The 13,964-nt window shown below is 56.5% G+C and carries 8 protein-coding genes; 1 reads left to right on the top strand and 7 read right to left on the bottom strand.

Going from position 1 to position 13,964, the window contains the following annotated elements; all coding sequences use genetic code 11:
• Positions 1–38: 38 nt before the first annotated feature.
• The 6 genes from HMPREF3164_RS10190 to HMPREF3164_RS10165 form a co-directional block, all read right to left on the bottom strand.
• Complete coding sequence (locus HMPREF3164_RS10190) at positions 39–2,114, bottom strand: glucose PTS transporter subunit IIA (protein ID WP_048754546.1); 2,076 nt, start codon at positions 2,112–2,114, stop codon at positions 39–41.
• Between the two features lie 463 nt (positions 2,115–2,577).
• Positions 2,578–5,139, bottom strand: coding sequence for an HAD-IC family P-type ATPase (locus HMPREF3164_RS10185; RefSeq protein ID WP_172884750.1), 2,562 nt, complete (start codon positions 5,137–5,139; stop codon positions 2,578–2,580).
• A gap of 246 nt (positions 5,140–5,385) precedes the next feature.
• On the bottom strand, positions 5,386–6,147 hold the full coding sequence (locus HMPREF3164_RS10180; protein WP_048754547.1) for a heme ABC transporter ATP-binding protein: 762 nt from the start codon (positions 6,145–6,147) through the stop codon (positions 5,386–5,388).
• A complete protein-coding gene (locus HMPREF3164_RS10175) occupies positions 6,147–7,232 on the bottom strand; it encodes a FecCD family ABC transporter permease (protein ID WP_048754548.1) in 1,086 nt (361 codons plus the stop codon). Before HMPREF3164_RS10175 ends, HMPREF3164_RS10180 begins: the two co-directional genes overlap by 1 nt.
• A 12-nt stretch (positions 7,233–7,244) precedes the next feature.
• Positions 7,245–8,429 (bottom strand): heme/hemin ABC transporter substrate-binding protein, encoded by a 1,185-nt coding sequence (locus HMPREF3164_RS10170; protein ID WP_048754549.1) that lies wholly within the window; start codon positions 8,427–8,429, stop codon positions 7,245–7,247.
• A 199-nt stretch (positions 8,430–8,628) separates the two neighbouring features.
• The gene (locus tag HMPREF3164_RS10165; protein WP_070450853.1) at positions 8,629–11,322 is read right to left on the bottom strand and encodes an HtaA domain-containing protein; all 2,694 of its coding nucleotides are present in this window, start codon (positions 11,320–11,322) and stop codon (positions 8,629–8,631) included.
• A gap of 202 nt (positions 11,323–11,524) precedes the next feature.
• Here HMPREF3164_RS10165 and HMPREF3164_RS10160 point away from each other — a divergent pair, with 202 nt between their 5' ends.
• Positions 11,525–12,232 carry a biliverdin-producing heme oxygenase gene (locus HMPREF3164_RS10160; RefSeq protein WP_048754734.1) on the top strand — a complete coding sequence of 236 codons (708 nt, stop codon included), beginning with the start codon at positions 11,525–11,527 and terminating at the stop codon, positions 12,230–12,232.
• A 286-nt stretch (positions 12,233–12,518) separates the two neighbouring features.
• On the opposite strand, the gene HMPREF3164_RS10155 is transcribed toward HMPREF3164_RS10160, so the two are convergent.
• On the bottom strand, positions 12,519–13,844 hold the full coding sequence (locus tag HMPREF3164_RS10155; protein WP_048754733.1) for a glycosyltransferase 87 family protein: 1,326 nt from the start codon (positions 13,842–13,844) through the stop codon (positions 12,519–12,521).
• Positions 13,845–13,964: the final 120 nt, after the last annotated feature.

Below are 13,964 nucleotides of genomic sequence, written 5' to 3'. Positions count from 1 at the left end.
GCTCAACTGCACACGGGGCTTTTGCCTCACCGGAAAACCTACTTAGTAGTCACCTTCAAAACGGTGGATGCGTTATTTGCATTACCCACAACGCCCTCAACCGAGGCGAACTTGCGGGTATTGGTCACAATCACCGGAGTGATGAGCGGGTAACCGGCCTTCTTAATGACCGCAGGATCGAACTCGATCAGCGTATCGCCAGCGGCAACCTGATCTCCCTTCTTTACCTTGACGGTAAAGCCTTCACCGTCGAGGTTCACGGTATCCAAACCGACGTGCACCAAAAGTTCCACGCCGTTATCCAGCTTGAGGCCCACCGCGTGACCGGAGGGGTAAGTAGCTGCGACTTTACCCGCCGCAGGTGCAACCACGGTGGTGCCGGTCGGCTCAACAGCAACACCCTCGCCGAGCTTACCGGCAGCGAAAATCGGGTCTGGAACCTCGGAAAGCGCTACGGCCTTACCCTCTAAGGGAGAAGCCACCTCAAGAACGGTACCTGCCTCTAGTGCGGGCGCTGCAGCGGTTGCAGCTGCGGATGCTGACCCGGCCTGCTCGGCGGAGTCTTTCTTCGCAGATGCGCTTGCCGCCGCATCCCGTGCGGAATCTGCAGGAGCCTCGGCAGCCTTTGCAGCGTTCCTGGACTCATACCCGAAGAGCAGAACACCCGTCATTGCACCACCGAACGCAATTGCCAAGCCCAGAGCATACAGGGCGGAAGGCTGCATTGCGGGAATCGACAGGAGCGAGGTGAAGGCGAAAGCGTGCGACTTGACCCCTAGCAGTGAGATGGTGGCACCACCGGCCACAGCCGGTATCAGGATGAGGGGAATAACCCGCTTGTAGCGTAGAACCACACCGTAGAGGGAAGGCTCGGAAATACCACCGAGCAGGCCGGACATGGAAGCACCCACCGCAGTCTGGCGAAGCTCCTTATTCCGTGAAGCCCTAATAGCAACACCGGTGACCGCGCCGAAGACGGCGAAATTGTAAGCACCCATGGGGGACTGGATGAAGTCGGTGCCCAGGGTCTGCAGGTTGTTAATCATCACGGCGTTCAGCGGCCAGTGCAGGCCCAACGGAACCATGAACAGGTACAGACCTGCGATTAGCGCACCCACAGCTCCCGGAGCTACATCGTTAACATTCTTCAGGAAGTCAGAGATACCCATAGCCACGCCAATACCGATGGGACCCACCACGAAGGCGGTTACAGGTACCAGAATAATAACGGACAGCATGGGGACGAAGACCATCTGCAGCATGTTCGGAATGATCTTCTTCAGCAGGCGCTCCAGAGGTGCCAAGAGGGCAACCGCCAGCAGGGGCGGGAACACCTGGCCGGTGTAATCGTAGGCGTACAGCGGCAGGTGTAGACCCATAATGGATACGTCAAGCATCTTAGTAGCCGGGTCAGCAAGTTTGGTGAGACTCTGGAAGGTGCTGGTCATCAGCGCCGCCGGAATAGCCGCACCAACCCACATATTCGCGCCCAAACGCTTTGCGGCGGTTGCGCCAAGCATAATGGGCATGAAGTTCAGCACCGACAGAGCGGCAGCCTTAAGGATGTACCAGAAAGCGAACTGCTTCATCCATTCGGCTTCGAGCGCCTTACCGGCGGCTTCATCGGAAAGTCGCGGACCGTTCACAATATCGATGTTCACGCTCTGGCCGGTCAGGTCGGTGTATTGACCGAAGAAACCGAACTGCTGCAAGAACACGATCAGGGTCAGAATCATGGAGGTGCCCAACAGCGCCCACAGCAGGGGACGGAAGGAATCGGAGAGCACATCGAAGATATTGGTGAGCCAGCCAGCCTTCTTGCCCCCGGAAGCCTTCTTGGAACCAGCATTATCTTCGCCAAGGTTCGCCATGCCAGGCAGGGTCTGCATCTCGTTGTAGACCCCCTCAACACGATCGCCGAGCACGACCTGAGTCTGACCGGACTGCTCAATGACCGAGAGCACCCCGGGGATGCTCTTAATCTGTTCCGTATTGACCTTGCTCCTGTCGGCGGGAGTTACGCGCAAACGGGTTGCGCAGTGCGTAAAGTGGGCGATATTCTCGGAACCGCCAAGTCCCGTCAGAATCTTCTCGCCAAGTTCGTGGTTTTTCACGTTGTTATCCTTGCACGGTGAATAGTGTGTTAGGGATGTTGCCGGCGGCATCCTCAGAGCAAAACGCCCCGAGAGAAACAAAAAAGACCCGAGCTGCCTGCCACCGTACCGTGATGCATTAAAGCATCGTGGGTATAACGACGAACCCTAGGGAATCTATTCCCTCAAGGGATTCAGCAACTCAGGTCTTGCCTGCCTTACCAGTAACAACCCTGTGTTCTATGGTTTTGTGATTCTTAGAATCACAATATCTGCATGTAACTTTAGGCGTAAACCTGCGCGAGCGCAAGATGAGGTTTTGAAAGTTCAGAAAGTGTAAATTGTGCCGTTCAGGTATACGGCGGTTTTTACGTTACGGCGAGGCAGAGCATCCGAAAGAGTTTAAACGCCGAACCGGTGCCGTTCATTAGATGTTACGGCACCGGTTCTTAGACGACTGCTGAGGGGAAGATGCGGTCTTGAGCTATTTCGTCGCGGAAGGGAAGAAGCTCAGTGAAGCCACCTCAAGCTCGGGGTAGCTGCGTTTCTGCCAGCGGCGACTACGATGCGCGTTCACCTCAATCAGCACGGCACCCAGTACTCCGGCGCCGATAGAGAGCATAAGAAGTTCCGTCGATGGCATCTCAAACTGGTGATACTTGACGAGAAGCGGTACCAGAAGGGCTGCGAAGAAGACACTCAAAAGCGCTCCGAAGAGAAGCATTCGTGCGGTATTGAGCGGGCGTGCTACCGCTGCCAGATTCCACAGCCCCATAATCACCAGGGTGATAAACGATGCCGTTTGAACCTGTCGTATATCCCCTTCCGGACGGAAGATAAACAGCGCCGCCAGGTTTACCAGAACCAGCATCGCCACCACGATAATAGAGTTCGGAATCGTGTAATTTAGCACGCGGCGCAAGAATCCGGGCACGTACCGGCGCGAGTTCGGCAGCAGTGCCAGCGCGAAAGAGGACGCCCCAACAATCAGGAAATCCGCGGTCGAGTACTGGCGCGGTAAGAACGGGAAAATCAGGCCCATCAGACCAAAGACCACACCCAGCAGGATCGCAAAGCCGGTCTTTGTTAGGAACAGGTTTGCCACCATTTCGATGTTCGCAATCACCTGGCGGCCCTGTTCCAAGGCAGCGGGAAGCGAAGAGAACTTGCCGTCCAGAAGCACCAGGCGCGAGACGGCTTTCGTCGCGGGTGCAGCGTTACCCATTGCAATGCCGAGATTGGCGTGTTTGAGGGCGAGCGCATCGTTAATACCGTCGCCGGTCATTGCCACGACGTGCCCTTGCTCTTTGAGCGAGATCACCATGTTCTTCTTCTGCTCGGGCGAAACGCGACCGAAAATATTGTGGGTTGTGGCGGCTTCGGCGAGTTCGGGGCCGTCTTCCGGCAGGGTAGAGGCATCAATCGCGCCCGCAGAAATATCCATGCCGGCGGTCTTCGCAGCTGCCTGCACCGTGTACGGGTTATCGCCTGAGAACACCTTGAGGGTTACGCCCTGGCGATTGAAATAGTCCACGATTTCGGGGGCATCGGAACGTACATTTTCGCGGAAAATCACGAAGAGCACGGGGGTATGGTCGGCGGGGATGTGCTGCACCGGGTCTCCGTCATCGTTGCGTACCACAGCGGATGCATGCGCGAGTACCATCGTGCGCAGACCTAATGATGCGAGTTCACGGGCCCGCTCACGTTCCTCGGTGCCCTGGTTCAGCAGAGCCTCGGGAGCGCCGAGAAGCCAGGCTCCCGAAGACTTAAACTCGATAGCACTAAAGCGTAACGCCGATGAGAACGGCACAATGCCGCTGACCTGCTCGGTGGGCGCCTGCTCGAACCCACCGGTGAGTGCTGCTGCGGTCGGATTCGCGTTTTCATCATGACCGAACCACGCCAATGCCTGGTCCCAGCCCTGCGGCAGGGATGCGCGCCACGCCTGATTTTCATCGGGTGCTTTTGCCTCGGCCGGAGTAGTCAGCGGACGTACCGAATCGAAAATCACGCCGCCCTCGGTCAGGGTGCCCGTCTTGTCGAAGCACACCGTATCCACGCGGGCGAGCACCTCAACGGCGGGCTGTTCCTGCACCAAAATATTGTGTTTACGTCCCAGAGCCACAGCCGCCGCCGCGAACGCCAAGGTTGTCATGAGCGCCAAACCCTGCGGAATCATAGATGCTACTGACGAAACTACCGCAATAGCAACGTTCTCCCAGAGACCGTCACGATTGACGATCTCAAGGCCGCCCGCCGCGCGCACCTGGCCCCACAGCACGATCGGGATAATGATGGCAAGGCCGAAGGTAATCCACCGCACCACGCGGTCGAGCGCATCGCGAAGCTCAGACTGGATGCGCGAGAACTGACGGGCCTCATCGGAAATTTTACTTGCACGGGACTCGGAGCCCACCGCCGAGAGCAGTACGCGCCCGGTGCCGCCGAGCACGCTCGATGCCGAAAGCACCATATCGCCCGGACGTTTCGGAATGGGGTCATTCTCGCCGGTCAGCAGGGATTCATCCAGCTCTAGCGAATCGGAGGTGAGGACCACCGCATCCGCAGGAACCTGGTCGCCGCGTTTGAGTACTACCACATCGCCCTCAACCAGGGACTCCATAGGAACCTCGATCATAGCGCCATCGCGTACTGCCGTGATCGGGGATCGGTCAAGCAGAGAGATACGGTCGAGCTCAAGTTTAGCCTTGTACTCCTGCACAAAACCGATAATCACATTCGCCACCACGGCGAACAGAAAGAGCAGATCAGCCCAACGCTGGTACAGAATCACAACCAGACCGCACAGCCCAAGCACCAGGTTAAATACCGTAAATAGGTGTGCCCGCATAATGCTCCACAAGGTGCGGGAAGACTTATTATTCTGAGCATTGACCTTACCGGCGGCGGTGAGCTTAGCAACCTCATCGCTGCTGAGCCCGTGAACAGCAAGCTCTTGAGAACCGCTGTGTGCCTGAGCAGAATATTCGGGAACATAACCGGAGGCTTCAGACAGCATTGTCTTGTGCTGGTCAGAACTCATGGATGGGGTACTCTCCTTCGTGGGGTAGGGGAAGAGTAATACATACGGTTTGGACTGCACCCGGGCGAGTTCAGACTTCTTATCACGAGAAATAACCCTGCGCCGGGCATTACTTTATTCTAACAAGTAACCATGGCACAGGGCTTATATGCCGAACTGGGAATATACTGAGAATCCGTCGGATACCGGCATGAAATATTCGGGGTAGCAGCCCAGAAAAAGGACGACTCAAAGCACAGTGCCGCTCTATCGCCGCGGCAGAACCAGAGGTCGCTTCGTCACCGGATGCTCCAAAACCTCAATCGGATGCTGATACACACGGCTCAGCCGCTCCTCGGTACACACCTGGGCAGGGGTACCGTTGGCAGCCACACGACCCCTATCCAGCAGCACGATCCTATCCGAATACGCCGCCGCCACATCTAAATCATGCAGAACCGCCAACACCGCCGTGCCCTCAGCGGCAAGCTCCCGGCTCATCTGCAGAGTCTGTTCCTGATGTTTAATATCCAGCGCCGCCGTAGGCTCATCCAAGAGTATTAGGGGAGTCTGCTGCGCAAAAATACGAGCCAAATGCACGCGCCCGCTTTCGCCGCCCGAAAGGGTTGTCACATCGCGATTTGCCATCATCTCTGTATGCGTGCACGCCATCATCTGCTCGATCACGGCGTCGTCCTCATGCGCACGCTCGGTACCGCGCCACGGGGTGCGCCCCATCGCCACTACCTCGTGTGCCAGGTACGAAAACGCCACCTGAGTTTTCTGCAGCAGCAGGGCACGCAGGCGCGCAAGCTCAAGATATGAATACTCACCCACCGGCTTATCCTTGAGCAGCACCGAACCGGAATCAGGCTTAATATCGCCTGCAATAACCCCCAAAATCGTGGACTTACCGGCACCATTGGGACCGATGAGCGACACAACCTCGCCCGCCCGAACCTCAAAAGAGACATCCTCTAAGATGCGCCGCCCGCCCACTGACAGCGACACCTCATCAACAATAAGCATTAAAGACCTCCCTTCCCCATCGAACGGCGCAGCAGGAAGAAGAACGTAGGGCCACCCACGAGCGCCGTAAAAATACCGATCGGCAGGTCAGAGACCGGAATGAGAGTGCGCGCCCCCAAATCGGAAAGCGCAATTAACAGCGCCCCGCCCAGCGCCGAAGCAGGCAGCAGCAAACGGTTAGACGGCCCCACAATAAGCCGAAGCAGATGCGGAATAATAAGCCCCACAAAGGCGATAATGCCCGCATGAGCCACCGCCGCACCCGTCAAAAGCGCCGTAGCAGCAATCGCAACACCGCGCAGACGCTCAACATTCACCCCGGAATGCTGTGCCGCGCGCTCGCCCAGCGCCAACAGATCAAGTTTGCGTGAAATCATCAAGCACATGATTAGCCCCGCTACGATCACGAACCACACGCTGGCAAGAGCCTTCCACGTAGACCCGTTGAGCGATCCCATCTGCCAGAAGACGATGCGGTCGCGGCTGACATTATCGGCCAGGTACAGGCAGAACGCGATTGCGGCGTTTGCCACCGCAGTTACCGCAATACCCGTCAAAATCATGGAGAGAACTTTCGCTCGACCTGAGGAACGCGAGAGAAAATAAACCAGTGCTGTTGCCGCGAGGGCACCGCCGAAGGCGAAAGCTGGAACCGTGTAAATATCGAAGAATTCGAGATTGAAAACGACCGCTACACATGCTCCCACCGCGGCGCCCGAAGACACACCGATAACCCCGGGCTCGGCCAGCGGGTTACCGAAAACCGCCTGCATGACCGCGCCCGAGCATCCCAGGGCAGCGCCCACGAGCAGCCCCAAAAGCACACGCGGAAAACGAATATTCCACAGGGTGCTGTCTTCAAGATAGGCGGTCGGATCCTTGGGAATCATACCCAAGCGGCGCCCCAGCGAAGCCACCACATGATCGGTCGGAATATTGTACTGACCCAACCCCGCCGACACCACGGTTATGACGATCAGGGCAATACTCAGAAAGCCAAAAGTTGCGAGAATACGGATGCGGCGTTTGCTGCGATAATCCGCGCTGCCGGGAGTCGCCGCATCAGTGCGGTTGGACGAATTCACAGGTAGAGCCTCTTAACGCTGGGGTGCGTAGATAGCGCGGGCTAGGGAAAGCAGAACGGCGGGGGTGTTCGGACCGTAGGATAGAATCTGCCCGTCGTTCATATCAACCACGCGCCTGCTCTTTCCCGCGTTCGTTTCGGCAACCCCCGGACGTGCCAAGAATCCATCCAAGCCGCCGGTAGATTCCACGCCGTGAGTCATAGTCAAAATGACATCCGGGTTCACCTTGACCAGCGCCTCGCTATTCGCAGGAACAATGTTGCGCGTTCCCTGCTCGGAAGCCACATCTCTGCCCTCAAGCGCGGCAATCAGATCATCCGCACCGGAACCCTTGCCGAGAATGAAGAATACCCCGGCATTACCACGCACGTACAGGAACGCCATCGACAATTTCTTATCGCCTTCAGGGGCAACTTCTTTGATGGTATTCAGGGCATAATCAAGGTCTTTCTGCACGCGCTCGGCAACCTTATCGCCCGCCTCCTGCACGCCTAAAGCCTGTGCCACAGCCTTGAGCTGGGGAATAATCTTATCCATGCGCCTCTCATGGTCGAACACCACCACAGTCACGCCCGCATCGCGCAGTTGTTCAACAACTTCTTCGGGACCATTGCTCTTATCCCAGAGCACAAGATCGGGGTTCGTCGCGAGAATCGCATCCGCGTTCAGGTCGTGGCCGTTCTGAGTGACGAGCGGCAGCTTCGCTAGCGAAGACTCGGTTGAAGACGTTACACGACCGACCAGACGATCACCCAAACCCAGCGAGATGACCTCTTGCGCGAGAGTGCCGTACAGATCAAGAGCCAGGATGCGGTTCGCCGACTTAACAGTCACCTCATCGCCCTTGAAATCCTTGAAGGTCACGGGAAGCTGCGGGGTGGGAGTCTCAACCATCGGCTGAACTTCGGGGGTGTTCTTCGCGCTGCTGGGACCCGTCAGCGATTTCGGATCGGAAGAAACATTGCTCTTGAGATCCTGCGCAAGGTTCTCAAGCTCAGACTTGGTGGTCTGTTCATCAACCACGGAATGCGAGGATGCGCTCGTGCTGCCCGGATTTTGGGTGCCGATGCCGCATCCGGAGATAAAAAATATGGATGCCGCTAATAGCGCGGCGGTAACCTTCTGCGATGCGCTCGCTCTGCCTTGCCGGTGTCTGGGGCGTGTTGTTGCGCCGGGGTGTGAGAGACGAAAAGCCATATGAAGAGTTCCTATCGGCTAAAACTGTGAGTGTATGTATTCGTGATGAGAGCGTGTGCTTAGGGTGAGGGTGCGGGTAGTCGATACTACCCGCACCCTGGCGCATCCGGTGAGCTATGAGGTGCGGATGCTGCACCGAGGAATAAACCCGAGCCTAAGAATCGCCGCATATGCCGGTATTTATAGGCTGATCTTAGGTTTATTCGGAGCGCTCAGACATCCTGGAGGACTTGCGACGGCGCGTGTACAGTACGGCACCAATACCGGCGACCAGAGAGGCCAGACCACTAGCAACCCCAGCCTCTACACCGCTGGCACCGGTATGCGCCAGACGACCATGAGAGCCGCGTGCGTTGAGAGATTCGCATCCCTGACCCTGATATACGGTTTCGGTCACAGTTTGGGTGGTCTGGGTTTTGGCGGTGTTGCCCGCGGGTTGTGTACCCGAAAGCGACGCTGAGAAGCTCAGCGGAGCCATATCCTTACCCGCCTCGTAGAAACCTGCAAACGCTTTAGCACCCTCAGCGGTAATGGTAGTGCCCGCACCGCTGATGGAAATTTTATCGCCAGAGACCTGCAAACCGCTCACATCAACGTTGAGCAGAGCAACTTCACCGTAATTCTGTGATTTGCCGTCCATATCGTTGCCGACCACCGTTGCGTAGAGAACTGCGGTCTTACCGTTGATCTCCAGACGCGGGTTTGAGATGGTGGTGTCCAGAATTCCATGGTGTCCGGTGAAATGCACCGAACCGGTGAAGGAAATCGAGCCTTTACCATCCTTGAAGGAACCCGTGCCCTTCGCCCACTGGAAGGCATTATTGGAATAGGTGGTACCGTTCAGATCCCAGCTGCCGTTAGCGATGCCGCCGCGAATGTAGTTGCGGAAGGAATCGCGCACACCCCACCCGAGGTCTGCGCTGGCAACCTTACCATCTGCGGATGCGGCCGGTGCATTCTTTGCAGCCTTAACGGGAACCTGCTTGGTCACGGTCACCGGGGTGCAGACGGGCTGGGCGGGGTTCTTCGAGACGCTGCTGAAGGAACCACTCTTACCGCCATTCGGGTGTGCAGCCGGGGCAGAGCCGTTACGGGAAGGGGAGGCACTGCCGCCGCCATTGTTCACGGAACCGCCAAAGTTCGGGCCGCCAGTACCCGCATTCGCATTATTACCTAGGTTCGCCGAACCGCTGCCGGTGTTAGAACCCTTAACCGTGGTGTCGGTAACCTTATTTTCCACCAGCTGGGAACCGAGTTTTGCGCTGAAGGAGAGCGGAGCCATAGCGCGCTTGTCGGCGTCATTGTACTGCCCGGCGAAGATTGCCTCGGACCCCTCGACTGTAACGGTAACGGCTGCATTCTTAGCCGAGAGCACGTTATTCTCTAAGGTTGCACCGTTCAAATCGACCTCGGCGAGTACAAGATCTTTGAAGGTGCGGTTTTCGCCCTGCATGTTGAGCGCTTCGGCGTCGACAACCAGGTAGCCCTTGCCCTCTTTGATGACTAGGCGAGTGTTCTCGAAGCTGCTGTTGAGCTGACCGTGATGCCCGCTAATATGCACCTTGCCCGCGAAGTTGATCTGACCGGTCTTCGTTGCCTCATCGTACGAGCCGGATGCGCTGGTAAAGTCCAGCCCGCCCGCCGCATTCTTCGACAGACCCTCGACGGTGATGTTACCGCGCGCAATGGTGTTGAGGTAGTGCAGGAAGGAATCACGAATATTCCAGGTCAGGTTGCCGGATTCAATAATGTGCCCTTGACCTTTCGGCACGTCGGTTCTCGGCGCTGCATCGGTAGCCGGAGGCTGAGCCGGTGCGGGCTTAGCGGCTTCCGAGCTTTGTGAGGGCTGTGGTGCCGGTTGAGAGCTGGGTGCTTCGCTGGGCTTTGAAGGGTTTGAGGCAGGTGCCTCAGAAGTCTGAGAGGGCTGTGGTGCCGGAGCTTCGGAACTCTGTGAGGGCTGTGGTGCCGGTTGAGAGCTGGGTGCTTCGCTGGGCTTTGAAGGGTTTGAGGCAGGTGCCTCAGAAGTCTGAGAGGGCTGCGGTGCTGGAGCCTCGGAACTCCGTGAAGGCTGCGGCTCTGGCATTTCAGCAGGTTTACTTTGCTCTGGCGCAGGCTGAGATGGCTCAGGAGCTGGATCGGCAGGCTTACTCGGTTCTGGTGCAGGCTGAGTCGGCTCTGGGGTCGGATCAGCAGGTTTCTCCGGTGCCGGTGCCTGCTTGGTAACGAGCTTTGCGGAGAATGCCAGCGCATCCAGCTCTTGACCTGCCTGGTAGAACCCGGCAAACACCGAGGTTGCTTCTGCGCTGAGTTTCACCTTGGTGGCATCAGATGCTGCCAAGGTCAGCTGCCCGCCTTCGTTTTTCAGGGAGGAAGCATCGAAAGTACCAATCAGCGTGTGATCGTGCTGTACGGGCGGGTTCGGGGTGGTGTTGCCGTTATAGGGGCGTTCGCTGATATTTGCGTATAGGCTGCCTTGCCCGTCTTTGATGACAAGTTCCAAGTCGCTGATAGTTACTTCGAGCACGCCGTGGTGCCCGGTGTACTTCACGCTGGAGCCGGTGAATTTGACGTGGTACGAACCGTCTGCCTCGACGGTACCTTCAGCGGCGGTGAAGTGATAAGAACCATCCGCATTGGAGGTAGCACCGGTTAGCTCCTGCGAACCACCGGCGACAGGACCGGTGATGTATCTGCGGAATGAGGATTTGACGCCCCAATCTACGGATGCATCCTGCAGGCTTTGTGATGCGGCAGCTGGCGCCTGCTCAGAGACGATCTGCGCGGTCGGTGCGGGTTGGTTCGCTAGGGCGGGGGTGGCGGCGATGCCACTGAGGCCAACGGCGGCAGACGCTAGAAACGCCCATGAGCGCTTCGCGTTATGCGACATAGACATGTGTTCCTCTATTCGTGGTTTTAGTAATGAGCAGTCTTAGTCTAGACCTATTAGCTAAGACTTGTGTAGCTTAATTGTAGTACTTTGCTTCATGATGAGGTTACCCTTAATAAAATTTTTTAGCATCGGTGTTGCAAAACCAAAAATTTAGTGACACTATGTCATTTATTGATTTGGTGACACAGTGTCATCAAAAATATTCATGACTCTCAACTCAATCAGGAGGCGTTCCGTGACCGCCATTATTACCCCCGAAACCACCTCACCCGATGCTGTCGAACAGCGGTTTTCGGCCCGGCTAAAAGCTAGCACCAAGCGCGTGCATGATAATGCCGAGCACTCTACCTTTATGGAAGATTTGATGGGCGGGAAACTCGATACTTCCGCGTATTTACGCCTCATCAACCAGTACACCTATATCTATGAGGCGCTGGAGGAAATCTCTCGGAATCTGCGTGAATCCGGTAACTCGCTGACCGATCCTTTCACTCTGGAAGGGCTGGATCGTGCCGCCGCGATTCACCATGATATTCGTGCTCTAGGGCAGACCGAGATTGACGCCCCGCTGCCAGCAACTATCGAATACGTGGCGCGTATCAAGGCGACTGCCCAGGCTCCCGAGCGGTTCTTGGCGCATCATTATCTGCGCTATCTGGGAGATCTCTCGGGTGGGCAGGCGGTGGCGGCTCTGGTGGCGCGCCATTACGGCATTGCACGGGATGCTCTGACCATGTATTCGTTCCCGCAGCTTCCCAAGCCGAAGGTCTTCAAGGATGAATATCGGGAGCTTCTTGATCGCGCTCCTTTGAGCGAAGAGCAGCGTGAAGCCCTGATTGACGAGGCTGTGGAAGGGTTCCGTATTAATGCAGCGCTCTTTGCCCAATTAGGCGAGCAGGATGGCTGTCTGTAAGCGTCTCGATAGATGTTCAAAGTTCGCGTTTGAGGTATATCGGGACCATTTGTGACAGATTGTTACACATGTATAGACGGTACCTCAGAGTGTTTATTATCACTGAAAAATATACGTAAATAACCGTTATATGACACTTATAGGGCAGATTTAGACATGCGCTTAGGCATTCATCCTGTGACGCGGACATATAAGGATGCGATGGCTCCCCAGAGAGAAAACCACCGCATCCTTTGTTACCGCCGTATGCGCGTTTTAACTCAACTGCACATGACACTACCTGCTGCTACGCGGCCTGAGGCTCGGGTTTGGGACCCGCCGTGACCGCGCGATCGCGATTCTGCGCTATGCGCACGGCCGGGGTGAGCGCCGAACCTGCCCAAAGAGCCATGACCGCATAGAGACACAGGATCGGCACGGTCGAAAACAACAAGGCATACTGCGCAAGATGATTGAGACTGTTGAAACCTCCACCGATAGCAGCTCCCAGCCACATAGGCGAAATATATAGACCGATAAACGCCACCCACGTCAAAACACGTGCGGTACCGGATAACCAGGCAGGCAGGTGCGCAAAAAACAGGAGGAAAGCGTCAAGAATAAGCGCCATGATAATCAGCGGGAACATGACGTTATGATGCGACCAGCTGATGGGGGAGATGCTCACCATCAAAAACCCGCCGACCGCCACCTGAGATAGCACAAGATTACGGCGAATAAGCTGGCGCAGAAGCACCGCACAGAGACCGATCGTAGCAAGCGCAAGAGCGTAATATACAGGCCTCAGAGTGGGCTCGCGCAGACCCAGGTGCATCAGCCAGCCTTGAATCGAAATATTATCGGCGAAGTTAATACCTCCAACACGGCCGGAATCCGAAACGGCGCTCGTCCAGAACGTAACTGCCTGCTGCGGAAGGAAGATAAACCCAAGAAGAATGGTCGTGCCGAAAGAAGCGCCTAGGGTAAGGATGCCGCGCCAGTCTTTGCGCATGAGCAGAATAAGGCCGAAGGCAAGCGGGGTGAGCTTAATACCGCCCGCGATGCCGATAAGCGCACCCCGGGGAATGCGGGTTGCCGGTCGTATAAAATCGGCAAGCACCAGCGTAAGGATGATGGGGTTGATTTGTATCAGCGAGAGCCCGCGCCGCCATGGCCCGGTCATAATAATGATGAACGTGAGAGCAGCGATGATGCCGTATGTGCCGAGTCTCTCCTGGAAAGGGATGCTGTAGCCGCGGTCGGTGGCGTAGTTATAGATAAGGGTTGCCAGCCACCATGCAACACCGATGCTGATCGCATACATGATGGCGATACCCACCCATGCGGGCAGAAAAGCGAACGGTAAGAACACGAGCGCGGCAAAGGGCGGGTAGGTGAAGGGCAACCTAAAGTCGCCGTACTCCAGGAGATTACGGGCGTAGAGATCTTTGTGCATGCCGTCGTTATCGAAGATAGTCATGGCACCGAAACGGTAGACATTGAAGTCTAGTCCGTTCGTGAACTCGATATAGATAAGCCAACCGATAACAAAGAGAGCAAATGCCGCGAGCGTTATTCTGCCCGCTTTAGGTATGTCTGGCGTAAAGACCTGCACGGATGGTGCTGCGGTCATGGTGATCTTTCTGTTGTGTCTGTGCATTTTTTTGGATGCGGTTCGGCGGGGCGAATGTGTTATCGGTGTGAACGGTTTATGTAACCCATCCTCCAGTCTAGCGTGTGAAAGCGCAGGTGG

This window comes from Rothia sp. HMSC08A08 (genome assembly GCF_001808385.1).
Lineage (GTDB): Bacteria > Actinomycetota > Actinomycetes > Actinomycetales > Micrococcaceae > Rothia > Rothia dentocariosa.
The sequence above is the reverse complement of the archived record's forward strand: the minus strand, read 5'-3'. Positions and strand labels throughout refer to the sequence as shown.

Coding starts and splice junctions, on each gene's coding strand:
- HMPREF3164_RS10160 (WP_048754734.1), top strand. CDS start 11,525: ATGACTCTCAACTCAATCAGGAGGCGTTCCGTGACCGCCATTATTACC.
- HMPREF3164_RS10170 (WP_048754549.1), bottom strand. CDS start 8,429: ATGGCTTTTCGTCTCTCACACCCCGGCGCAACAACACGCCCCAGACAC.
- HMPREF3164_RS10165 (WP_070450853.1), bottom strand. CDS start 11,322: ATGTCTATGTCGCATAACGCGAAGCGCTCATGGGCGTTTCTAGCGTCT.
- HMPREF3164_RS10180 (WP_048754547.1), bottom strand. CDS start 6,147: ATGCTTATTGTTGATGAGGTGTCGCTGTCAGTGGGCGGGCGGCGCATC.
- HMPREF3164_RS10155 (WP_048754733.1), bottom strand. CDS start 13,844: ATGACCGCAGCACCATCCGTGCAGGTCTTTACGCCAGACATACCTAAA.
- HMPREF3164_RS10185 (WP_172884750.1), bottom strand. CDS start 5,139: ATGAGTTCTGACCAGCACAAGACAATGCTGTCTGAAGCCTCCGGTTAT.